The organism is Streptomyces sp. CB09001 (assembly GCF_003369795.1).
Classification (GTDB): domain Bacteria; phylum Actinomycetota; class Actinomycetes; order Streptomycetales; family Streptomycetaceae; genus Streptomyces.
This window is the reverse complement of record NZ_CP026730.1, coordinates 491,943-514,096: the sequence shown is the minus strand read 5'-3', so window position 1 is coordinate 514,096 and position 22,154 is coordinate 491,943. Positions and strand designations below refer to the sequence as shown.

The window sequence follows — 22,154 nt, the reverse complement described above, 5'->3', positions numbered from 1 at the left end:
GGCGGTCAGCCCTCCAGGACCGTGCGCAGGTCCCACAGGGTGCGCCAGGTGGCGGAACCCTGCTCGGCACGGCGCCGGACCGGGCCGTCCCAGTACCCGCGCAGCCGCGCCGCGTCGGCCGGATCGTCCTTGCGGACCACACCGAGGAGATGCCCCGGCAGCAGACCCAGCACGTCGCGGTCCCCGGGGAAGTACGCCGCGGCCAGCCCCAGCGCACCCGCGACCGACACGGCCTCCGCGGTACTCATGACCGTGGAGGGGCGCTCGACCTCCCAGCCCTCCGCAGACCGGCCCTCGCGCAGGTCTCGGAAGGCGACGACCAGTGCCTCCAGGACCGCCTCGTCGACCTCGAAGGGCGCGCCGGCCCGTTCGACCGAGGCCCGAGCCTGGCTGCGGACCAGGGCCGTCTCGGCGTCCAGGTCCGGAATCGGGCCGACCGTCTCGAAGTTGAAACGGCGCTTGAGCGCGGCGGACATCTCGGAGACGCCCTTGTCGCGGAGGTTCGCGGTGGCGATGAGGTTGAAGCCGGGTGCGGCGTGCGCCAGGGCGTCGTCGGTGCCCGAGAGTTCGGGAACGGCGATGCGCCGCTCGGAGAGCAGGGAGACCAGAGCGTCCTGCACCTCCGGCAGACAGCGGGTCACCTCTTCGACACGGGCGATGCCGCCCCGGCTCATCGCGGTCAGGACGGGAGAGGGCACGAGAGCCGTCCGGCTGGGGCCCTGGGCGAGCAGCAGGGCGTAGTTCCAGCCGTACTTCAGCTGGTCCTCGGTCGTGCCCGCCGTGCCCTGCACCACCAGGCCGCTGGTGCCGCACACGGCCGCCGACAGCAGTTCGGACAGCATGGACTTGGCGGTGCCGGGCTCTCCGACGAGCAGCAGCCCGCGCTCCCCGGCGAGGGTGACGACACACCGCTCGACCAGCGACCTGTCGCCGACGAACTTGCCCTCCACCTCCATCCGGCGCGGAACGCCCTCGGGTGCGGCGGTGTGCTCGGGCAGCCGCAGGGAACGGCCGCCGCTGCCCATGACGAAGGTGACCACGGCGCGGGGCGTGAGCCGCCAGGCGGGTGGGCGCGGACCGTCGTCGTAGGCGGCGAGGAAGGCCAGCTCGGAGGCGTACCGGTCCTCCGGCGGCACGATCTGCCGGGCGGTGTCGGGGGAGAGGGTCGTGGTCATCGGCGGATCTTCCGGTGGGATCGGGCAGCGGTCACTGGGACTACGCGCAGGGTCATCGGCGGCGGCCCCTGCGTGTGGCGCGGGTGGTGAGTTCCTCGTAGGCGGGCGCGTCCCCGGCGCGCACCCGTGCCCAGGCACGGGTGAACAGCTCGGCCACCGGGAGCAGCGGAACGGCCCGGGACCCCTCACCCACCGGGTAGAGCTCCTCCTTCCATGTCTCCACCGGCAGGGCGGGCGACTTGAGGTCACGCCAGCCGCAGGGAAGGAAAAGGAAACGGCCCGCCCGCGGGCGCTTGGCCTCGACGACCAGTTCCGTGGCGGCGAGTTCGGCCCGTGCCTTCTTCGTCCGGGCGGGCCTCCAGCCGGTCCAGCGCGCGCAGTTGCGGTCGGTCGGATCGGGCAGGGCCAGCAGTTGGAGGTACAGAGCCGCCGCGTCCTCGCTCAGGCCGTGGGCGGCCGCCACCTCGCTGACGAGCGCCGGCACACTGACCGTGGGATCCTGGGCGGCCCCGTCGGCCGCCTCGGAATCCAGCCCGGCATCGACACCGCGCGCCAACTCCTCGCCCAGGATCGTCCGCAGGGCCCGCACCCCGGAGCCGTGTGCGGTGCCCACGAGCCCTTCGAGCAGCCCGAACACGGCGTCGTCCGGGCCGGTGAGACCGGCCGGCCGCACCAGTACGGTCTCCCTGTCGCCGTGCCAGGGCCGCAGGGCGAGGGCCTCACCGATCCGCGTCGTGCCCTCCGCGTCGGCGCCGCCGGTGGCGGGCAGCCCGTACGCCTTGCGGAGCTCGGCGGCGGTGGTGCCGCCCTTCTCCGTCCAGTTCACGTCCAGGTCGAGCAGCAGTCCCGGGTCGGTCAGGCGGTGGCGCAGCGCGGCCAGACCCTGCGGCAGCGCCGCGCGCAAGGGGTGGCCGTGGGGGAGGGCGTAGGCGAGCGAGGCGAGGGCGTCGACGGCGCCGGTCAGCCCGTAACGGCGCGGCACGGCGGCAGGGTCCTCCGAGACCAGCCGGCCGTTCTCGTCCGGCCGTTGGACCGTGGTACGGCTGAGCCACGGGGTGCGCCCGGGATTGAGTACGGCCTCGGCGGACCCGACCGGCAGGCCGTCGAGCGCGACGGCCAGGTCCTCGGGCAGGCGGACGAGGGAACCCAGGCGCTCGGCCCAGACCCGGCCCACGGCGCTCGTGTCCGGACCCGCCGTCCACAACTCGGCGGGCTCGTCGGGCAGCAGCGCGCCGATGAGCGCCGCCCGGTCGGTGGCGAGGAGGGAGTTGAGCATGCGGTTGCCCGCGTCCAGTTGCCGGGGCTTGAGATCGGCCGTGGCGAGTGCGCCGGCGTCGAGGCGTTCCGGTTGCGCGGCGAGGAGCACCGTGGCCTGGAGCGGTCCGATGCCGTGGCCGGTGGCCGCGGCGAGGGCGGCGGGTGCCCCGGGCTGCCAGGGCGCGGCTCCCTTGTCCCGGGTCAGCCGGGCGACCGCGGCGAGCGCCTCGGCCGGGAGCGACTGGGTGTGCCGGGTCTCCTTCTCCAGCGTGAAGTGGGCGACGGCTCCGAAGCGGCCCGCCGGATCGTGGTCGAGGGCCAGCCAGTTGACGCGGTCCCGGGCGGTGTCGACGTTCTGACAGCCCAGGACGACCACGGTGCGGCCGTCACGTCGCAGCACCTGACCCGCACGCTCCCGCTGCCGTGTCTTTTCGTACGGCTCGCCCAGCACGATCTCCCGAAGCCCGTCCCCGGGAGCGGCCAGTGGACCTTCGGCGAGCGCCTCGAACAGGAGGAGCAGCGCCTCCCGTTCCGCCGCAGGCAGGGTCGGTGCCGTGGCCCGGTAGGCCAGGGGCCGCAGCACGCCCAGCAGCTCCGGCCAGATCATGCCGATACGGGGGACGGTGTACTCGTCGCTGTGCCACCCGTCGCCGAGCACGGACAGCCGGGTGCGGTCGGGCAGGCGCATGCCGTCGGCGGGCTCTCCCGACAGCACCTGGTTCACGGCACGGATCTGCCGGAGCGCGGTCCACTGGCTCTCGCCGCCCCACGACCCCCACATGCGGGCCAGGCCGTCGGCCGCCGCGCGGAGTGTGCGGTCGTCGCCGTGCTCGGGCCGGTAGTCCGCGAACATGCCCTCGGTCCGCTTGCGTTCCGGCTTCGGCTGCTCCACGGTCGGGGTGACGAAGCGGGCGACCGCGTCCGCGATCTGGACCGTGGTGCGGACCAGAGCCGTCACCCCGACGAGGAGCCGCTTGTCGGTGAGTCCGGGAAGCGCACGGGTCACGACCCGCCGTACCACCTCGTCGGCGGACGGCACCACGGGCCCGTTCCCGGTGGCGGCCGACCCGTCGGCCGGTCCGGAGCCCGCACCGCCGTCACCGGCCGCTTCATGCGCGGCATTCGCCGCGCTCACCTGCGCCTGACGCTCCGCCAGGGCCCGTACCGCCGCGCGCAGCAGGTCGGCCGCCGCCTCGTCGGTGAAGGCGCGCAGAACGGCCGACGACCGCTCGTCGCGGGGGCGCAGCGCGTGCCAGAAGGAAACCGGCGGGACGAACGGGGTACCCGCGGCGAACTCCCCGCCCCGCTCGTTCGGCGTCACGCGGCCGAGTACGCCCGCGTCGCTGCCGTCGTCCGGCGCGAACAGGGAGATCTGGCGCCGTGTGCGCGCCACGACGGGCGCGGCGCCCCCGGGCAGGCGCAGCGCACCGAGCGGGGCGACGCGTTCGCCGCGCCCGGAGGTGCGCAGCGTGACGGTCCGGCCGTCGGGCGTTCCCGCCGTGGTCAGTACCTCGCCCGCCACCTCCCCGGCGCGCACCCAACGCCCGAGCACGACGCCGTCGGTGCCGAACGGGCTCTGTTCGAGACCGGGTTGCAGCGGCAGCACCTCGCACCTGTCCTGCAACAGCGTCGCGTCGTCGCCGATGCCGGAACGGAGGAAGGCGGGCAGCGACGCGCGACTGTGCGTGCCCGTCGCCGGGTCGTACTCCAGCCACACGTGCTGCCTGCCCTGCCTGCCCTGCCGCCAGTAGGACGTGCCGTCACCGATGACGGGCCTGCTCGGGGGCAGGACGGTGTCGCCCGCGTGCAGGGTGCGCCCGCCGGTGGCCCGGCCGCCGCCGGGCAGCGGGATGGAGGGGGCGACGTCGTCGTTGCGCCACCAGTGGGGGAGCTGCTCGCCGGTGAGCGTGAGGACCTCGGACGGCCGGGTGGACCAGTAGCCGCGCTGCTTGCCGTCCTGCCACCACACCACGAGCAGTTCCCCGTCGGCGTACCGGAACCGGGGGCGCTGCCAGCGGTCCAGGTCGGCCGGGAGCCGCAGGTCGTGTTCGAGCAGGATCCCGTCCGGACCCACGACGACCGCCTTGTGCCCGCGGCTGAGGATCAGGCAGGGCCATGCCTCGTCCACGACCAGCGCGGTGTCGCGGTCCCCGCGCGTCCCGGTCCCGTTGCCGTTGCGGGCCCGGGTCTCGGCGTCGAGCAGCCGCAGGGCCGCGTCCAGGGCGGGCCAGCCCAGTTCGTCCAGGATGCCGGTCCGCAGGGTACGCCCGAGCAGCGGAGCGGCCTCGTACCCGGCGGCACGGGCGACGGCCTCGGGATTGGCCCGGGGAGCCACCGACCGGAAGGGACTCAGCCGGTTCAGCGCCTCGCGGGCTCCGGGCAGGCCCACGGCGCCGACGAGTTCACCGACGGCGCCGGCCAGCCACTCGCGCAGGACCCCGCTCAGTACGTGATGGCCGGCGAGATGGTCCAGTACCCCGTTCGACTGCCGCTCGCGCCCCGCGGCACCCACCGCCCGCAGGAGCAGGGGGCGCAGCCGCGGGTCAGTGGCGACGGCGGCCAGATCGCGCCGCTCCGGCCGGGTGTCGCGCACCCAGCCGTCGAGTCCGAGGTGGACCTCGGCGTCCTTCGCGGGCAGGGCGAGTGGGATGTTCTCCGCGGCGCACAGGTCGAGCAGGGCGATGTCCACACCCACGTGCCGGCGGCCGGTGAACAGGTCGACCGCACGTCCGCCGGAGCGCAACCGGGGTGCCATCCGCGAGACGAGGCCGAGCGTGGCCGGGGAACTGCCGCACACCGTGGCGCCGCGCTTGCGATGGGCGGCCCAACGGCTCAGCCAGTCCGCCGCGTCCACACCGCCCGCGGATGCGCCGGCCGCACCGCTCGGGCCCGCCGTCCCGCCGTCCTCGCCGGTCAGCAGCCGGTCGGCACCGCACTCGGCCAGCAGCTCCAGCCAGAACTCGTCACTCTTGGCGTTGTGGTCCAGACCGGCCGGCATGATCTCCAGCAGGCGCTCCCGGACGGCGGGCCGCCGTCCGGCGAGGATGCCGAGGGTCGCACGGTAGGCCGTCCAGAAGGAGGCGGGCGCCCGGACGGCGGCGGGCGAGGCGACCAGGTCGGCGACAAGGTCGCACTCCGCCTCGACGCGAGGCAGCCCGGCCGCCTTGATCAGCACGCGCGCGTCCTGCGGCAGCGAGGCGTACGGCGGCATACCGGCCGCACAGCGTTCCACCGCCAGTTGACGGAACTGGGCCCAGGCCTCGGCGGCGTCCAGCCTGGCGGCCAGATCCCGCACATGCTGCTTCAGCGCCTTGACCGTCAGCGCCCCGGCGAAGGCGAACTCCAGGAACACGGCGCGCTGCCGCTGCTCGTCGACCGTGAGCGCGTGCACCCGCTCCGCCTCGCGCGCCTTGCCGAAGAAGGCGGCGGCGTAGGTGGTGTTGTCGAACTGGAGGAAGATCCGCGCGGCCTGCTCGTAGAAGGTCGGCAGGAAGTGCGGCACGGCCCGGCCGAGCCGGTCGCCGAGTTTCTCGAAGCCCTCCTTGGCGGTACCCGGGCGGGACTTGGCCTGGCGGGCGAGCCGCTCGATGTCCTTGACCAGGGCCAGCGCGTGGTGGCCGTTGGCCGGGTCGTTGACCAGGGCCCAGGCGGGGAAGCCGAGGGTCTCCCGCCTGACCTGCCCCACCTCGGGGGTCTCCGGGTCCCGCACGAGACCGAGGAAGTCCAGAGCGAGGTCCTCGGCCTCCCCGAGAGTGCCCGGCACCAGCCGGACCACGGGGCGTCCGCCCAGCGCCGCATGGGTGTACGTACGGACGGTGAGGGCGTCGGCGTCCGCCCGGCCGCTGCTGCCCGGCGGCAGGAGCGCGCCGGCCTCCAGCAGGGCGGAAACGGTGGCGTCGTCGAGTCCGGTGACCCCGCGCGCGCCGGTGGCGCCGTGGGGCGCGGTGGTGCTGTCCATGGCGTTCACGCGGCCCGCTCCTCGTCCTCGATGTCGCGACCGGCGTACAGCGCGGCAGCCATGCGCATGCCCTCCGACCAGGCGACCGGCCCGACCTGGCCCAGCTTCAGCAGCCGTCCGGCGGTGTCGGTCCACATGAGGGGGCCGGTCTCCGTCTCCTCGTAGCCGTCGTAGTCGCCGATCCAGACCCGGGCCTCCACACCCCGGCCGTCCTCCCAGGCGGAGCAGACCGCGTATCCGCCCCGTACCCGGTGGCCGAGCCGGCTGACCCGGCCGTGCAGGAAGCGCAGCTCCTTGAAGGCGCCGCCCGCGTACTCCTCGACCGAGGAGGCCTCGGCGTCGAGCACCGCGGGGCGGTGCCAGACCTCGCGGAAGAGCTGCTGAGCGCGCTGTTCCACGCCGAGCTCGACGGCGAACTCCCGCAGCTCCTCCAGGTCTTCGAGGAGCACGGGATGCGGGAGACGGACCAGGTCGGGGGTGACACGGACCGTGTCACCGTCGAGGTCGACGAGGCCGAGGCCGCGCTCGGGGTCGGCGTCGCGCAGGAATCCCGCGACCTCGCCGTCGGCACCGGTGACCACGAGGTCGCGCAGGGCGGACCGCCAGGCCGGGTCGGGCCACACGCGGGTGAGCACGGCGAGGGGCACGGGCAGCGACCGCACCATCCACCGCTCCACGTCGCTCAGGCACTGGCGTTCGTGCCGCTCCAGCCACTCGACGAGCTGCCGCAGTCCGACCACCGCGGGATCGTCCGCGAGCTTGGCCGGCACCGACTTCAGCCGCCGTCCGGTGGCGTTGCGGCACACCACCTTCCCGTCGTCCAGGGCGACCTCGTAGTCCCCGGCCGTCACCCACCCCATGAGTGCCTCCCCGCACCGCAGTGATCAAGTGCTGACGACTGTAGGCGAGCCCACTGACAACGCCGTCGGTGCGGGGGACGCGGGGCGGGGGAGAGGCACGGGGCGGGCGACCGGGGAGCCGTCAGTCGTCCAGGCGGACCGGCATCAGCAGCGAGAACGCCCCCTCGTCGTCCGCCCGGCGGATCGCCAGCGGCGCGGTGGGAGCGGGCCCGAACTCCAGGACGAGCCGGTCCCGGTCCGCGGCCGCGAGCGCGTCCAGCAGGTACCCGCGGTCGACACCGACGTGGTGCCCGGCCCCGTCCGGGTCTGCCTCCCCGCAGACGATCACCGTGCCGTCCACCGTCGCGAGCACGCTGACGTCGCGCGCGGACCGGCCGCCCGGCTCGCCCTGTTCGGCCGTGCGGACGGGGCCGGTCGCCAACGCCTCCCGGAACTCGGGCACATCGACGACGACCCGCCGCCCGGGCGGCAGCTGCACGAGACGGCGGTAGTCGGGGAAGTCGTGGGCCAGGCGCCGCCCCGACGCCTCGCGCTCCCCGGCCTCCAGCGTCACGCGCTCTCCCTCCACGCCGAAGCGGGCGGGCTCGTCCTCGCCCAGCAGCGCGCGCATCGCGTCGACGAGCGGTGCGGGCACGACGACCTGCTCGCGCGGTCCCCCGTGTCCGACGGCGGTCAGGCGCGCGACGGCCATCCGGTAGCGGTCGGTGGCCACGACGTGGAGCGCGTCGCCCTCGACGTCGAACAGGACGCCGCCGAGCATCGGCAGCTCGGGGTCCCGGCCCGCGGCGAAGCGGACCGCGTCGAGCGCGTCCGCCAGCGCGGGCGCGGGAAGGGACAGTCGGACGGTGCCGGTACGCGGCGAGGTGGTCATGGGATTCTCCCTGTGATCGAGTAGCGCTTCGAGCGTGGAGAACTCGCTGCGGGCCTCGGCCAGCCCCCGCTCCAGACGGCTCAGGTGTGCCCGGAGCAGCCCTCGCACCAGGTCGGCGTCCGCCCCGGACCAGCCGGCCAGCACCAGCCGGATGTCCGCCAGCGGCACACCCGCCCCCCGCAGCCGGACCAGCACCCTGGCCTCATCGAGCTGGCCGGGGGCGTACCACCGGTAGCCACTCGCCGGATCGACCCAGGCGGGGACCAGCACACCGGCACGGTCGTAGAACCGCAGGGCGCTCACGCCCAGTCCGCTGTCGCGGGCCATCTCGCCAATGCTGCGCATCTCGCTCTCCACGTCGGGAACTCTGATCCCTGGACCAGGTCGAGGGTCAATCATGAGGGGATCCCCGCAGCAGCAGCGGGCCGTATGCACCGCCCGACCCCCCTTGGCCGCACGGCCCGACCCCCCCTTGGCCGCACCGCCCGATCCCCCTCGGCCGCTCCGCCCGACCCCCTCGGGCCGCACGGCCCGTCCGTCTGTCATCCTTGCGCCGTGCAGAAGCCCAGCGCCGTGACCCCGGACGCCCCCGCGGCGATACGGACGCCGCTCCTCACCCAGGAGTGGCTCGACCTCGCCTTCATCCACTGGGCCGTCGAGCCCGCCGCCGTGGCGGGACTCATGCCGCGCGGCACCGTCCCCGACACGCACGACGGACTCACGTACGTGGGACTCGTCGCGTTCCGCATGCACCGGGTCGGATGGTTCAGGCTGCCCGGGATCCCGTACTTCGGCTCGTTCCCGGAGACCAACGTGCGGCTGTACAGCGTGGACGCGCACGGGCGGCGCGGCGTGGTCTTCCGGTCGATGGACGCCTCGCGGCTGATACCGGTGGTGATGGGGCGCGTCGGCTTCCGGCTGCCCTACCTGTGGTCCCGCATGACCGTCCGCTCCGTGGGCGACACCGTGACCTACACCAGCTCCCGCCGCTGGCCGGGACCGCGCGGTGCCCACAGCCGCATCACCCTGCGGACCGGCGAACGCATCCACGAGCCCACGGACCTGGAGCACTTCCTCACCGCCCGCTGGGGCATGCACAACATGTTCTTCGGCCAAGCGGCGTACCTGCCCAACCACCATCCCCGCTGGCCCCTGCACCGGGCGCGACTCCTCTCGTGCGACGAGGACCTGGTCGCGAGTGCCGGGGTACCGGCGACGGGAGAGGGCCCGGTCAGCGTCCTCTACTCGCCCGGGGTCCCGGTCCGTCTCGGTCGCCCCGCCCTGCCGGCCGCCGCCGTCCCGGCCGGCCCTTGACCTCAAGCATGGTTGAGGCGCCACGGTGATCCGCATGAACACACAGGGCTCTCCCACGGAGGCCGACACCGAGGACATCAAGGCCATCGAGCACGTCGTGGCCACCGTCGAACGCACCCAGCGCGACAAGGACGCCGAAGGGTTCCTTTCCCTCTTCCGACCCGACGCGCTCTGGACGACCGGGCACGGCAAGGTGCTCCTGGGCCTCGACGCGATCTCCGAGTTCACCCGCGCGGTGCTGCCCCAGGCCGTGTGGGACGGCGACGTCACCTACGAGGTGATCCACACGCAGTTCCTGCGCCCGGACGTGGCGGCGGTCAAGGTCCGGCAGGTCTACCACTCGGCCGAGGGAGACACGGAGGGCGCGCCGCTGTACGTCATGACCAGGCAGGACGACGGACGCTGGCTGCTGCACGCCTGCCAGAACACGGAAGTCCGCAGCGGGTGAGGCACGTGCCGCGCCCACCCGGCTCCGGCCTCACACGGTGAACTCCCGTATCACCGTGTTCCGGAACACCGCCCGGCCGTCGACGGTGAACAGCGCGAGGCGGTTGTCGATGAGGTACGGGAACGCCTCCGAGGTGTGCACGTACCGGCCGTCGTCCACGAACACCTCCACCGAGGTGCGGTCCACCAGAACGCGCAGCCGCACCCGCCGCGCCGACGGGTCGAACGGGCTCCTGCTCTCCTGCCAGCGTCCCGAGGCGTCCGGGTTGACGGTGGCCCTCCGGTTGAGGAAGGCGTAGTCGCCGTACACCCCCGCGTCGACGTGGCGGCCGCCGTCGTTGGAGCGGCGCAGCTGGAGACCCGCGCCGGTGAGCCGGTCCCACGTGATCTCGCAGCTCACCTCGTAGGCGGTGCCGCGGTAGTCGAGCACCCGCGTGCCCTCGACCTCGAGGTCGCCCAGTTCCACCGTGCGTGAGACGTACCGGTCCAGGGCGGCGACCGGGCGGGAGGCGAGGTGGTAGGCGCCGGTGGCGGCGCGCCTGAGGGTCACCTCACGGACGACGGAGTCGGTGCCGTTGAAGCCGTCGGTGTCGATGGTGGGCGTGGTGTTGGCGTAGTCCCAGTTGTTCAGCCAGCCGATGGCGTAGCGGGCGTGCTCGTCGAGGGTGCCGCCGGCGTTCCGCTTCTCGAAGGTGACGGCGCCGTACCAGTCCCAGCCGTGGTCGAGCCACTGCGGGTCCGGCGCGTCGGGTGCGAAGGCGCTGCCGTCGAAGGCGCCGGTCCAGTAGGCGTACGTGTTGGGCAGCCCGGCGCCCTTGGCGTTGGCGCTCACCCCGAGCACCCACTTCACGGTGCCGTCCTCGGCGGTGATCCGGAACAGATCGGGGCACTCCAGCACCCCGATGCCGTCCTTGACGAAGCCGCCGGCGTACGTCCACGCCTTCAGGTCGGCCGAGTGGTAGAACCCCACCTTGTTGTTCTCGGCGAGCGCCATCACCCACCGGTCGCGCTCCTCGTCGCGGATCACCTTCGGGTCCCGGAAGTCGCGGGCACCTGGATTGGGCAGGACCGGGGCGGTGCCGTGCGGGCGGAAGGTGCGGCCCTTGTCGGTGGAGTAGTACAGGTACTGGGCCTGCGCACCGCCCGCCGGCTCCATGGTCGCGAGCACGATCACGGCGCCGGCGCCGAAGCCCGCCGTGCCCCGCGGGTCCACGACCGCCGAGCCCGACCAGACGTCCCCGTTCGGGGTGGTGTCCTTCGGGACGGCGATGCCGCGGTCGGTGAAGCGGACCAGGTCGGTGCTGGTGACCAGGCGCCAGGCGGTGCCGGAGGTGGTGCCGCCGGCGAAATAGTCCGGGTTGTACAGGTAGTAGTAGTGGTACTCGCCGTCGATCCAGACCGGGCGCTGCGGGTCGTTCTTCCACTGGTCGGGGACGGTGAAGTGGTACGCCGCCCGGTAGCGGGCGCAGGCCGGTTCCGCGGCCCGGGGATTCGCCGCGGCGGGTCCCGCCGGCGGCAGGAGTGCGGCGCCGGCGCTCGCGGCAGACCCGGCGAGGAGTGCTCGTCTGGACGGTCCACGCATCACACATCGTTCCTTTCGGCCGAGTGAGCCCCCGGAAACGATGGCTCCGAACGGCGGCTCATGTGGAACCAGGACTGTAGACCTAACTCGTTAAAGGTCAAGGGGCGCCCGGGTCTTGACAGCGGCAGGGCGCGGTTCCCATCATCGTCGGCATCAGCCCCTGACTAACACGAGTTAGGCATGTCCGATGACCGACTCGCACACCCGCCGCAGCCTGCTGCGGTACGGCGCCTACGGCGCGGCGGCCGCCGCGCTGACCGGCACCGCCGCCTCCTGGGACCGGCTCACCGCGGCCGACGTCCCGGGGCGCGACGACGGCTCCCTCGTCGTGGCCACCCTGGGCCCCGCCTACGGCCCGGCCGCCGTGCGCTCCCTCACCGAGGGATTCGCCGAGGAGTACCCCGACATCAAGCTCCGGATCAACGCGGTGCAGGCCGTCGACTGGTCGGACTTCTTCGCCAAGATCCTCACCCAGATCGCCGCGGGCCTGGCCCCCGACCTGGTCTACGTCGCGACGGAGGGCGTGCAGCTGTTCGCGCGGCAGCTCGGGGTGCCGCTGGACCACTGGGTCCGGCGGGACGCCGGCGAACTGCGGGAGTACTTCGCCGACGTCCACCCCGCACTGGTGGAGTCGATGATGTACGAAGGCAGCCTGTACCAGCTGCCCGTGGAGTTCAACGCGGCCGACATGTACCTCAACCGGCAGGTGCTGCGACGGGCCGGCGCGGACCGACCGCCGGCCGACTGGACGCGGGACGACTTCACCGCCCTGCTGCGCCGGATGAAGAAGTCGAGCGACTCCCACTTCACGCCGTACTTCTGGACCAACCGCCTGTGGGGCGGGGTCGTGCCCTGGCTCTTCGCCAACGGCACCAACCTGCTGGCCGAGTCCAAGGCGCCGGGCGGCGACTGGCTGTGGGACGCCTTCTATCCGGCGCGGCAGCGCTCGGGGCGCGGCGGCGGCTTCCGCTGGACCACGCCCCAGGCGACCGGCGCCCGCTTCGAGGAGACGTACGAGTATCTGGCCTCCCTCATCGAGGAGGGCCTGTGCACGCGCCCGGAGGGCGGCAACGGGCAGAACCTGGTCGGCGTGTTCTCCACGGGCCGGGTCGGAGTGACGCCCGCGGGCGGCTTCTGGGCCGGCGGCCTGCACCAGGCCGGGATGCCCGCCGACGGCTACGACACGCAGTACTTCCCACGCTGGCGCACCCGGCGCCACCAGTTCGGAGCGGCGGGCTACGCACTGCTGCGCACCTCGAAGCGGCAGGAGGAGGCGTGGGAGTTCATCAAGTACGCCGCCCGCAAGGACACCCTGACCCGGCTGTTCACCACCAACCAGACGACCCCGGCGCGCCGCTCGATGCTGACCGCCGACCGCTACCGGGAGACCGGCCCCGACCACTGGCGGGTCTTCTACGACACCCTCGACCGGTTCCCCGACACGGGACCCGTCCCGGCGCCGCCACAGGTCGCCGAGGTCGAACAGGTGCTGCTGAAACACACCGGCACCGCCCTGTCGTCCCCGCGCGCGGTGCGTCCGGCGCTGCGCCGGCTCCAGGGCGATCTGGAGAAGGCCATGGAGCGTGACGTATGACGAACATCCGGATTCCGCCTGTCAGTTCGCGGCCGGTGCCCCGGCCGCCCAAGGCCGTGGTCCGTCCCTCCGCGCGCGAGCGCGGCACGCGACTGCTGGCCGCCCTGTTCCTGGCACCGACGATCGTCGGCATCGTCGTCTTCACGGTCGTCCCGATCGTCGGCTCGGTGGTGCTGAGCCTCTTCCACTGGAACGTGATCGACGATCCGAGCTTCGCCGGGGCGGCCAACTACGGCGAGGTCTTCGGCGACTCGACCGTGCTGGTCTCCTTCCGCAACACGCTGCTCTTCATGGTGCTGGCGGTCGCCCTGCAACTGCTGATCGCACTCGTCCTGGCGATCGCGGTGAACGGGCGCATGCCGGTGTGGCTGCGATCGGTGTTCCGCTCGGCGTTCTTCTTCCCGCTGGTGCTGTCCGCGGCCTCCATCTCCGTGGTGATGAAGTACCTGTTCAACCAGGACTTCGGGCTGGTGAACTGGCTGCTCGGGTTGACCGGGATCGCTCCGGTGCCCTGGTTGACCTCGGAGAACGGGGCGATGGCCGCGGTGATCCTGGTCTATGTCTGGCAGCAGTTCGGATTCTCGTTCCTGCTGTTCGTGGGCGGGCTCAACAACATCCCGAAGGAGGTCCACGAGGCGGCCGCCCTCGACGGCGCCACCGGGCCCCGCAAGCACCTGCACGTCACCCTGCCGCTGCTGTCTCCGACGCTGCTGGTGGCGTCCGTGGTCGGCATCATCAACGCGCTCCAGGTCTTCGAGCAGCCGTACGTGCTGACCAACGGCGGCCCGGGCGACTCCACCCGCACCGTCGTGATGGTCATCTACGAGACCGCCTTCGAGCAGCTGCGCTTCGGTACCGCGTCCGCGGTGGGCGTGCTGCTGTTCGTGCTGATCATGGCGGTGACCGCACTCCAGTTCCGGCTCAGCCGGCGTTTCGTCCACTACCAGTGAGCCGGGTGAGTCCCATGAGCCACACGACCCTGACCACCGGCCGGGTGCGTCACTCCCTCGCGCCGTGGGCGCGGATCGCCGGGCTGGCCGTCTGCGCCCTGCTGACCCTCGGCCCGGTCATCTGGACCGTCTCGACCTCGTTGCGCACTCCCGCGGAGTCCTTCGACCTGCCGCCCGAGATCATTCCCTCGGAGCCGACCGTCGAGGCCTACCGCGGGGTCTTCGCGCAGATCGACGTCTGGCTGCTCGCGCTGAACTCGACACTGGTGACGGTGCTGATCGCGGTCGGCCAGATGATCACCGCCGGGCTCGCCGGATACGCCTTCGCCCGTCTGGAGTTCCGGTTCAAGAAGCCGCTGTTCGGCCTGGTCCTGGCGACCATGATGGTGCCGTTGCAGGTCACCATCGTGCCGGTGTTCCTGGTGCTGAAGTCGATGGGGCTGACCGACACCCTGCTCGGCCTGATCGTTCCGGCGTTCCCGACGGCGTTCGGCACCTTCCTGATGCGCCAGTACTTCCTGGGCATGCCGAAGGACCTGGGCGAGGCGGCGATGCTCGACGGGGCGGGCCCGTGGCGGGTGTTCCGTTCGGTGTACGCGCCGCTCGCCGCGCCGGGTCTCGCGATCGTCGGCGTACTGGCCTTCAACTACCACTGGAACGAGTTCTTCCGCCCGCTGATCCTGGAGACCTCCGGCCAGAACTACACCCTGCCGCTGGGGCTGGTCTCCCTCCAGGGCAACCTCGGCACCGGCTCCATCTCGGTGGTGCTCGCCGGTGTGGTGCTGTCCATGATCCCCGCCGTCGCCGTGTTCGTCGTCGGCCAACGCCCTCTCCGTGAGGGCATCACCTCCGCAGGAGTCAACCGTTGAGCCTCGACAGCAACGCGCCGCGCTTCCGGGTCCGACCGCCTGCCAACTGGATCAACGACCCGAACGGTCCGTTCCGCTGGGGTGACCGCTACCACCTCTTCTACCAGTACAACCCGGACGCGCCGGTGCACACCAACGTCCACTGGGGCCATGCCTCCAGTCCCGACCTGGTCCGCTGGCAGCACCATCCGATCGCGCTCACCCCGACGCCCGGCGGGCCCGACGAGGCGGGCTGCTGGTCCGGCTGCGTGGTCGACGACGGCGGGGTACCGACCGCGGTGTACACGGGTATCGACCACCAGCACACCGGACTCGGCACCGTCTGCCTGGCCCGCGCGACCGACCCGGCCGACCCGGCACTGACCGGGTGGAAGCCGCTGCCCTCGCCCGTGGTGCCGAGTCCGCCGGCCGGCCTGGACGTGGTGATGTTCCGTGATCCGTTCGTCTTCCGGCACGCCGGCCACCGCTGGGCCCTGGTCGGCGCGGGCCACGCCGACGGCACGCCCTCGGTCCTGCTGTACGACTGCGACGAGCTGACCCACTGGCGATTCGCCGGTGTGTTCCTGGACGGCGACGACCCGGTCGCCGTGGCCGCGTTCGGCGACAAGGCCGTCGGCTGGGAGTGCCCGCAGCTGCTGGTGACTCCGGGCGGCGACCGGGTGCTGCTCGTGTCGCTGTGGGACGGCGACCCCAGTGGGACGGGTTACCTGACGGGCCGTCTGGACCCCTCACCGGCGCACGGACTGCGGTTCGCCCCACGCACCGGCGGCCCCCTCGACCACGGCCGTGACTTCTACGCGCCCGCCGTGCTGCAGGAGCCGGAGCGGGCGCTGATGTGGGGCTGGTCCTGGGAGTCCCGCGGGCCCGGCGAGGCGGAGCGGGCCGGCTGGGCCGGCGTGCTCACCGCGCCGCGCGTCCTCGACGTCCATGCCGACGGCACCCTCCGGCTCCGGCCGGCGCCGGAGTTGAACGCACTGCGGGCGCCGGAGCCGTTCGTCACCGCACCGGGCTCGGGCACACGGCTCCCGGACGCGTACGACCTGACCGTCACCGCCCGTACGGTCACAACGGTCCGCCTGGGGGAGGAGCTGACGCTCCGGATCGACCCCACAGTGGGTGGCCTGACCGTACAGCGTGCCGGACGGCCGGCGCCGGTGGAGGTGCGGGTGGCGGGCGGTGCGGAGCTGAACGTCCGCGTCCTCGTCGACGGTTCGCTGTACGAGGTGTTCGCGGACGACCGGGCCATGGTGACCGAGCGGGTCTACCGCGGCCCCGGCGACGCGCCCGAACTGACCGTCACGGGCCCCCAATCCGCCGTCACCGCGTGGGAACTGGCCGGACCGACCGTGAACTGAGCACCGCCCCTGCCCTCACGCGCCCCCGCGGCACCGTCACACCAACGGGACCGGGCCCACCGACGACCGGGGCACCAGCGGGCAGGCCAGGCGACGGACCGTGGCCGCCGGGGTGCGGCCGGTGGTGATGGCGTCGAGGAGAAGCTGGACGGCGGACTCGCCCATCCCGCGGTGCGGCAGGGCGACCGTGGTGAGGGACGGCGTGAGAAAGGCGGCCATGTGCTCCTGGTCGTCATAACCGATCACCGACAGCTCGGCGGGAACGGCGAGGCCGAGCCGGGTCGCGGCGTGCAGAACGCCCGCCGCGACCCGGTCGTTGTAGCAGAAGACGGCAGTGGGACGGCGGGCCGGATCCGTGTCGTCCAGCAGTCGCAGGGCGCCGTCGTAGCCGCCGGCGATCTCTCCACCGGTGCGCAGCACCCACTCCTTGGGGACGGTGATCCCCTCGGCGCGCAGGGTGTCGCGGAAGCCACGCAGCCGCTCCACGGACGCGATGTCGTCGAGCCCTCCTATGTGGGCGATCCTGCGGTGCCCGTTGTCGAGCAGCAGCCGGGCCGCCGTACGGCCGCCGGCCCGCTCGGCGGGGATGACGGCGACCAGGGAGTCGTCCTGCGGCAGGCAGTTGGCGAGGACGGAGTGGGTACGGTGCAGCCCCTCGGGGACACGGACTCGGCGCAACGACATGGCGGCGTAGATGATGCCGTCCACCCGCCGGTCCAGCAGTTCGGCGACGGCCGCGTCCTCCTTGGCGGGGTCGCCGCCGGAGTCGATGGTGAGCACGAGGTGTTCGCTCGCCCAGGCCGTTTCCATCGCGCCGCGCAGCAGTTGACCCGCGAACGGGGAGGACGCGATCTCGTCGGTGACCAGCCCGATCACGGCCGTACGGCGACGGCGCAGACCGCGGGCGACGGGGTCGGGCCGGTAGCCGAGCTCCGCGGCGGCGAGCCGGATGCGTTCCTGGGTGGCGGGGGAGAGGTTGCCCTCGGCGCGGCCGTTGAAGACGAAGGAGACGGCGGTGTGCGACACCCCGGCGAGCCGGGCGACGTCCCGCGAGGTGGGACGCCCCGTTCCCGTCGTGTGTTTGCCCTCGGCGCTCGTCATGGCATCCGCTGTCCTTGCTTCCCCCGGCCCCTGTGGTTGATCGCTGCTCAGCCTAACCGGACGGTTCGCACGGCGCAGTCGCCGGTGGCCGGGCGGATCCCCCGGTGCCAGGGCAGGGATCCCGGCGTGAAACGGGGCGTGATCATGCGGTCCGAGTGGCACGTCCGGCCCCACCCGGAGCGCGGCGAGCTGGTCCGCGTGCCGCCCCGTGTCCCCTCACCGCCGGCCGGCGTCCATGCGCTGTACGGGGAGGACGACGACGGACATGTCCCGCGCCGGGTGACCGAGCCGATCGAGCATCTCGCGGCCGTGCTGCCGGGCAGGCTGTAGCGATGCCACGAGCCGCATCCCGAAACGGTGCCTCAGGCGGGAACCGTCGCCAGTAGCGCGCGGGTCTCGGCGACCACCCGCGCATTGAACGCCGGGTCGTGCACCTGTGTGGAACCCCGCATGGGGCGTCCCTTCTCGTCGTAGTAGATGCCGCTGGCGTCCGACTCGTCGGTGAGTATCCGGGTGATCACGCGGGCAGCGGTGCCCGGGTTGGTCCAGTACTTGACGAGCGGGGCCAGTGCCGAGAGCACGTACTTCGACAGCAGACGCAGGAACAGGTTGGCGTCACGGCCGAGATTCGTGCCGGGGGCGAAGCCGGGCTCGATGGCGTTGAACCGCAGGCGGGGTGTCTCGCGGGCGAAGGCGAGGACCGTTGCCAGGTTGCACTGCTTGGTCGTGGCGTAGGCGTCTCCGCCGGGCAGTTTCGAGCCGCCGGGCTCCCATTCGCCACGGGCGCTCGCCTCGGCGGAGATGTACCGGGCGCCACGGAAACCGGACATGGTGGCGGGCCTGCGCTCCGGATCCTCCACCGCCGAGACGACGAACACCACCTGCGTGCCGTCTTCGAGGTGGGGCACGAGCGTCTCCGTGAACACGAAGGGCCCGATGTGGTTGGTCCCGTAGGCGATGTCCCAGCCGAGGGCGTTGGTGCCGGGGCGGTTGGGGAAGATGCCGGCGTTGTTGAGTACACCCGTGATCGGGAGACCGAGCTCGATGACCTGGGCGGCGGCGCGTCGCACACTCGTCAGGTCCGAGAGGTCGCAGACGACGGTCACGGCCTCTCCGCCGCTGCCTTCGACGCGTTCGCGTACGGCGTCGAGCTTGGCGGCGTCGCGCCCGACCAGCACGACGGTGCCGTGCTCGGCCAGTTCGAGGGCGGTGCGGCGGCCGAAGCCGGAGGTCGGGCCGGTGATGACGTAAGCCTTGTCGTTCATGGCACTCCTTGGACACAGCGTTCGTAGAAATCTGACTAGTCAGTCATTAATGGATGCAGGTGAGGACGGGGCAGTGGACCCGGACCGGTCAGCCGATCATGCGCCAGAGCGCGTCGAAACCGGACCGCGTGTGCTCGTCGGCGCGGTCCGGATCGCCGATGATGTAGTCGATGGTGGCCTCGGCCAGTGCGTTGCACAGCGCGAACACCAAAGTCGCCGGGGCGTCGCGCATCGGGCCGTTCGCCCGGCTGCGCTCCATGATCTCCCGCATGCCCGCCATGGTCCGGCTCGCGGACTCATGGGTGGAGGCCGTGATCTCGTCGGAGACCTGGAGCTGCGCCAGTGCGCGGCGCTTGTGGGGATTGGCCGTCGCCCAGTCCATCCATCGCGACCACATGTGCAGCATCTGGGTGCGCGCGTCGGCCGCGGGCGCGCCGCCGAGTGCGGCTGCCCCCATCTCCCCCTTCAGCTCCAGGTAGAGCTGGTTCAGCAGATCCGCCTTGGTGTCGAAGTAGGTGAACAGCGACCCGTTCGAGACGCCGGCCTCCTTCGCGATCGCCGCCGTCGCCGCCCCCAGTCCCTGGGCGGCGATGATCCGCGTGGCGGCAGCCGTGATCGCCGCGCGTTTGTCGTCGCTCCTCGGCCTGGGCATGAGTACAGCATGTAGGAGAGTGGTCAGTCAGTCAAATGGTGCGGGCATCGGCCGGCCCGTGCTCGGGCCGGCCGATGCCCGCGGACGGGCTCAGTGGGTAGTGGTACGAGGACGTCATTGCCGGTGTCGGCGATGACGCGGCGGTCGGTCGCCGTGCGGTCACTGGAGGGGGGCACCCAACGGGCCGAGGAGACAGCGGATCTCGTCGTAGGCGCCGACGAGTGTGCTCAGCGGGGTGCGGTAGGCCAGCGCGCTGACACTGACGGCGCCGGACGGTGCCGTCGCCGAGGTCGCGTACACCGGCAGGGCGAGGCAGTTGACGCCCGGCTCGTTCTCCTGGTCGTCCAGTGCGCAGCCGCGTGCCCGGATGGACTCGAACTCCGCGTGCAGCTCCGCGGCCGTGCAGCGTGTCCTCGGGGTCCGCCGCACCAGCGCACCGTCGCCGATCCATGTCTCGACGTCGAGTGCGGTGCGCAACGCGTGGGCGAGCAGCAGCTTGCCCACACCGGTGGCGTGCGCGGGGTTGCGGCCGCCGACCGTGGAGGTCAGGCGGACGGCGCCGGTGGGCGGGTCGACCTTGGCGCGGTAGACGACCTCGTGCCCGTCGAGCACCGCGTAGTGCGCGGTCTCACCGAACCGCTCGGCCAGAGCCTCCAGGACGGGGCGTACACGCACGTGGTCGGGGCGGGCCTCGTGGTGGGCGAAGGCCATGCGCACGAACTCGTCCCCGAGCAGGTAGTGCCCGTGCCGGTCCTGGTCGGCCAGACCGGCCCGGCGCAGCGACTGGAGCGCGCGGTGCACCGTCGGCTTGGGGCTGGCGATCACCCGCGTCATCTCCTCCAGGCTCACCCCGCCCGAGTGACGGGTGAGTTCCTTGAGCACGGCGAGGACCCGGTCGGATCCCACAAGTCCCCTGCCTTCGGCCTCGGCCGAGTGACCTGTTTCGGGCTCGGTCTTCTCGCGACCGAGGGGTTTCGATCCGTTGAACGTCTGCGTATCGTCCATGGCGTTCCAAAGATTAGACCGACGTGTCGATTATTGGAAAGAGGCAAGAGTGCAGCTTCGCAGCGCTCAGTGGTACGCGGGCCAGGATCGCAACGCCTACCTTCACCGGGCCTGGATGCGCCGCGGCGTACCGGACGACGCGTTCACCGGCCGCCCCCAGATCGCCATCGCCAACACCGCGTCCGACCTGACCCCCTGCAACGCCCACCTGAACGAGGTGGCCGCCTCGGTGCGCAACGGCGTGTACGAGGCCGGTGGCATCCCGCTCGACCTGCCCGTGGTGTCACTGGGGGAGACGAACGTGCGGCCCACCGCGATGCTGTGGCGGAACATGGCGGCGATGGCCACGGAGGAGATGCTGCGGGCCAACCCCATAGACGGCGTCGTGCTGTTGGGCGGCTGCGACAAGACCATTCCGTCGCTGCTGATGGCCGCCGCGTCGGTCGACCTGCCGGCGGTCGTCGTCCCCGGCGGACCGATGCTGAACGGCTCCTTCCGCGGCAAGCCGCTCGGCTGCGGCACCGATGTGTGGAGGTTGTCGGAGGAGGTCCGCGGCGGCACGCTCAGCCAGGAGGACTTCACCGGGTCCGAGTCGGCGATGATCCGCAGCCGGGGCCACTGCAACACCATGGGGACCGCCTCCACCATGGCCCTGGTCGCCGAGGCCCTCGGCACGGTCGTACCCGGCGTGGCCGGAACCCCCGCGCCCGACAGCCGGCTTCTGCAGGCCGCCCACGGAACGGGCCGCCTCGCCGTCGAGATGGTCGGCGCCGACCGCCGCCCCGGTGCCTTCCTCACCAAGGCGTCCTTCCACAACGCGATCGTCGCACTCGCGGCCGTCGGCGGCTCCACCAACGCCGTCGTCCACCTCCTCGCGATCGCCGGACGCCTCGGCATCGACCTCACCCTCGACGACTTCGACCGCATCGGCTCGCATGTCCCCGTCCTCGTCGACCTCCAGCCGGCCGGCCGGTTCCTCATGGAGGACTTCCACCGTGCCGGCGGTCTGCTCGCGGTCCTGCGTGAGGTGCGAGACCTCCTCGACCCGGGAGCACTCACCGTCACCGGCCGGCCGCTCGTCGACTACCTCGACACCGCCGCCGCCTGGGATGCAGACGTCATCCGTCCGCGCGAGCAACCGCTCGTCACGGAGGGCGGCATCGCCGTGCTTCGCGGCAACCTCGCCCCGGACGGCGCGCTCATCAAGCCCGCCGCCGCCTCACCACACCTCCTCCGCCATCGTGGCCGGGCCGTGGTCTTCGACTCCATCGAAGACTTCCACGCCCGCGTCGACGACCCCGGCCTGGACGTCGACGCGGACTCGGTACTCGTCCTGCGCGGCTGCGGGCCGAAGGGGTACCCGGGGATGCCCGAAGTCTCCAACATGCCTCTGCCCAAGAAGCTGTTGGAGCAGGGTGTACGGGACATGGTGCGGATCTGCGACGGCCGGATGAGCGGGACCGCGTACGGCACGGTGGTGCTCCACGTGGCGCCCGAGGCGGCGGCGGGCGGACCGCTCGGCCTCATACGCACCGGTGACATCGTCAGCCTCGACGTGGAGGCCCGCCGGATCGACATCGACGTCCCGGCCGACGAACTCGCCCGCCGCACCCCGAACAAGGCCACTCTCGACGGCTTCGCCCACCCGAAGCGGGGCTGGGAGCGCCTCTATGTCGACCATGTCCAACAGGCGCACGCCGGTGCCGATCTCGACTTCCTCGTCGGCTCCAGCGGCTCCGAGGTGAGCCGCGAGTCCCACTGACACACGACCTCGTGCAACGCCTTCCACGGACGACCGGAGGACTCAGGACATGACGGCCGACCGTCGTCATCACGCCCGCCGTCATCGCGACCCCGATGAACGACTCCACCGCCCCCGAGGTCCTGGACCACCTCACC

Annotated in this window: 17 protein-coding genes; 8 read left to right on the top strand and 9 right to left on the bottom strand. The window is 72.4% G+C overall.

Annotated features, from left to right (window positions below; all coding sequences use genetic code 11):
- Positions 1-5 precede the first annotated feature (5 nt).
- The 4 genes from C4J65_RS02525 to C4J65_RS02510 all read right to left on the bottom strand — a co-directional run bounded on the left by C4J65_RS02525 (position 6) and on the right by C4J65_RS02510 (position 8,466).
- Entirely contained in the window at positions 6-1,175 is a 1,170-nt protein-coding gene (locus tag C4J65_RS02525; protein WP_115740883.1) for an AAA family ATPase, read from the bottom strand.
- 52 nt (positions 1,176-1,227) lie between these two features.
- The gene (locus tag C4J65_RS02520) at positions 1,228-6,390 is read right to left on the bottom strand and encodes a hypothetical protein (RefSeq protein ID WP_240330614.1); all 5,163 of its coding nucleotides are present in this window, start codon (positions 6,388-6,390) and stop codon (positions 1,228-1,230) included.
- A 5-nt stretch (positions 6,391-6,395) separates the two neighbouring features.
- On the bottom strand, positions 6,396-7,250 hold the full coding sequence (locus tag C4J65_RS02515; RefSeq protein ID WP_115740881.1) for a DUF4132 domain-containing protein: 855 nt from the start codon (positions 7,248-7,250) through the stop codon (positions 6,396-6,398).
- Positions 7,251-7,371: 121 nt separating this feature from the next.
- Positions 7,372-8,466 (bottom strand): MerR family transcriptional regulator, encoded by a 1,095-nt coding sequence (locus tag C4J65_RS02510; RefSeq protein ID WP_240330365.1) that lies wholly within the window; start codon positions 8,464-8,466, stop codon positions 7,372-7,374.
- 210 nt (positions 8,467-8,676) lie between these two features.
- Here C4J65_RS02510 and C4J65_RS02505 point away from each other — a divergent pair, with 210 nt between their 5' ends.
- Both C4J65_RS02505 and C4J65_RS02500 read left to right on the top strand, forming a co-directional pair.
- The gene (locus C4J65_RS02505) at positions 8,677-9,435 is read left to right on the top strand and encodes a DUF2071 domain-containing protein (RefSeq protein WP_115740879.1); all 759 of its coding nucleotides are present in this window, start codon (positions 8,677-8,679) and stop codon (positions 9,433-9,435) included.
- A 34-nt stretch (positions 9,436-9,469) separates the two neighbouring features.
- On the top strand, positions 9,470-9,883 hold the full coding sequence (locus C4J65_RS02500; RefSeq protein ID WP_115746264.1) for an SgcJ/EcaC family oxidoreductase: 414 nt from the start codon (positions 9,470-9,472) through the stop codon (positions 9,881-9,883).
- Between the two features lie 30 nt (positions 9,884-9,913).
- Here the strand turns inward: C4J65_RS02500 and C4J65_RS02495 are convergent, their stop codons facing one another.
- Positions 9,914-11,464, bottom strand: a complete 1,551-nt coding sequence (locus C4J65_RS02495) for a glycoside hydrolase family 32 protein (RefSeq protein WP_115740878.1) — start codon at positions 11,462-11,464, stop codon at positions 9,914-9,916.
- Between the two features lie 187 nt (positions 11,465-11,651).
- Between C4J65_RS02495 and C4J65_RS02490 the strand changes: the two genes are divergently transcribed.
- Genes C4J65_RS02490 through C4J65_RS02475 form a run of 4 tightly spaced genes read left to right on the top strand, consistent with a single transcriptional unit; the run spans position 11,652 to position 16,232 of the window.
- Complete coding sequence (locus C4J65_RS02490) at positions 11,652-13,058, top strand: extracellular solute-binding protein (protein ID WP_115740877.1); 1,407 nt, start codon at positions 11,652-11,654, stop codon at positions 13,056-13,058.
- Entirely contained in the window at positions 13,055-14,008 is a 954-nt protein-coding gene (locus tag C4J65_RS02485; RefSeq protein ID WP_115740876.1) for a sugar ABC transporter permease, read from the top strand. The genes C4J65_RS02490 and C4J65_RS02485 overlap by 4 nt, the downstream gene beginning before the upstream one ends.
- A 14-nt stretch (positions 14,009-14,022) precedes the next feature.
- A complete protein-coding gene (locus C4J65_RS02480) occupies positions 14,023-14,877 on the top strand; it encodes a carbohydrate ABC transporter permease (protein WP_115740875.1) in 855 nt (284 codons plus the stop codon).
- Positions 14,874-16,232 carry a glycoside hydrolase family 32 protein gene (locus C4J65_RS02475; RefSeq protein ID WP_115740874.1) on the top strand — a complete coding sequence of 453 codons (1,359 nt, stop codon included), beginning with the start codon at positions 14,874-14,876 and terminating at the stop codon, positions 16,230-16,232. Before C4J65_RS02480 ends, C4J65_RS02475 begins: the two co-directional genes overlap by 4 nt.
- A 36-nt stretch (positions 16,233-16,268) precedes the next feature.
- Here the strand turns inward: C4J65_RS02475 and C4J65_RS02470 are convergent, their stop codons facing one another.
- Positions 16,269-17,333 carry a LacI family DNA-binding transcriptional regulator gene (locus C4J65_RS02470; protein ID WP_115740873.1) on the bottom strand — a complete coding sequence of 355 codons (1,065 nt, stop codon included), beginning with the start codon at positions 17,331-17,333 and terminating at the stop codon, positions 16,269-16,271.
- A gap of 126 nt (positions 17,334-17,459) precedes the next feature.
- Here C4J65_RS02470 and C4J65_RS02465 point away from each other — a divergent pair, with 126 nt between their 5' ends.
- Complete coding sequence (locus C4J65_RS02465) at positions 17,460-17,663, top strand: hypothetical protein (protein WP_115740872.1); 204 nt, start codon at positions 17,460-17,462, stop codon at positions 17,661-17,663.
- A 32-nt stretch (positions 17,664-17,695) separates the two neighbouring features.
- Here the strand turns inward: C4J65_RS02465 and C4J65_RS02460 are convergent, their stop codons facing one another.
- From C4J65_RS02460 to C4J65_RS02450, 3 genes are all read right to left on the bottom strand, one after another.
- Positions 17,696-18,598: an SDR family NAD(P)-dependent oxidoreductase gene (locus C4J65_RS02460; RefSeq protein WP_115740871.1), complete on the bottom strand. Its 903-nt coding sequence runs from the start codon at positions 18,596-18,598 to the stop codon at positions 17,696-17,698.
- A gap of 88 nt (positions 18,599-18,686) precedes the next feature.
- The gene (locus tag C4J65_RS02455) at positions 18,687-19,250 is read right to left on the bottom strand and encodes a TetR/AcrR family transcriptional regulator (RefSeq protein ID WP_115740870.1); all 564 of its coding nucleotides are present in this window, start codon (positions 19,248-19,250) and stop codon (positions 18,687-18,689) included.
- A 159-nt stretch (positions 19,251-19,409) separates the two neighbouring features.
- Entirely contained in the window at positions 19,410-20,156 is a 747-nt protein-coding gene (locus C4J65_RS02450) for an IclR family transcriptional regulator (RefSeq protein WP_240330613.1), read from the bottom strand.
- A 148-nt stretch (positions 20,157-20,304) separates the two neighbouring features.
- Here C4J65_RS02450 and C4J65_RS02445 point away from each other — a divergent pair, with 148 nt between their 5' ends.
- Positions 20,305-22,017 carry an IlvD/Edd family dehydratase gene (locus tag C4J65_RS02445; RefSeq protein WP_115740868.1) on the top strand — a complete coding sequence of 571 codons (1,713 nt, stop codon included), beginning with the start codon at positions 20,305-20,307 and terminating at the stop codon, positions 22,015-22,017.
- The last annotated feature ends 137 nt before the right edge of the window (positions 22,018-22,154 follow it).

Excerpts from the sequence above, each read along its gene's own strand:
- C4J65_RS02525 (WP_115740883.1), bottom strand. The coding sequence starts at position 1,175 with ATGACCACGACCCTCTCCCCCGACACCGCCCGGCAGATCGTGCCGCCG.
- C4J65_RS02520 (WP_240330614.1), bottom strand. The coding sequence starts at position 6,390 with ATGGACAGCACCACCGCGCCCCACGGCGCCACCGGCGCGCGCGGGGTC.
- C4J65_RS02515 (WP_115740881.1), bottom strand. The coding sequence starts at position 7,250 with ATGGGGTGGGTGACGGCCGGGGACTACGAGGTCGCCCTGGACGACGGG.
- C4J65_RS02510 (WP_240330365.1), bottom strand. The coding sequence starts at position 8,466 with ATGCGCAGCATTGGCGAGATGGCCCGCGACAGCGGACTGGGCGTGAGC.
- C4J65_RS02500 (WP_115746264.1), top strand. The coding sequence starts at position 9,470 with ATGAACACACAGGGCTCTCCCACGGAGGCCGACACCGAGGACATCAAG.
- C4J65_RS02495 (WP_115740878.1), bottom strand. The coding sequence starts at position 11,464 with ATGCGTGGACCGTCCAGACGAGCACTCCTCGCCGGGTCTGCCGCGAGC.
- C4J65_RS02490 (WP_115740877.1), top strand. The coding sequence starts at position 11,652 with ATGACCGACTCGCACACCCGCCGCAGCCTGCTGCGGTACGGCGCCTAC.
- C4J65_RS02485 (WP_115740876.1), top strand. The coding sequence starts at position 13,055 with ATGACGAACATCCGGATTCCGCCTGTCAGTTCGCGGCCGGTGCCCCGG.
- C4J65_RS02480 (WP_115740875.1), top strand. The coding sequence starts at position 14,023 with ATGAGCCACACGACCCTGACCACCGGCCGGGTGCGTCACTCCCTCGCG.
- C4J65_RS02470 (WP_115740873.1), bottom strand. The coding sequence starts at position 17,333 with ATGACGAGCGCCGAGGGCAAACACACGACGGGAACGGGGCGTCCCACC.
- C4J65_RS02460 (WP_115740871.1), bottom strand. The coding sequence starts at position 18,598 with ATGAACGACAAGGCTTACGTCATCACCGGCCCGACCTCCGGCTTCGGC.
- C4J65_RS02455 (WP_115740870.1), bottom strand. The coding sequence starts at position 19,250 with ATGCCCAGGCCGAGGAGCGACGACAAACGCGCGGCGATCACGGCTGCC.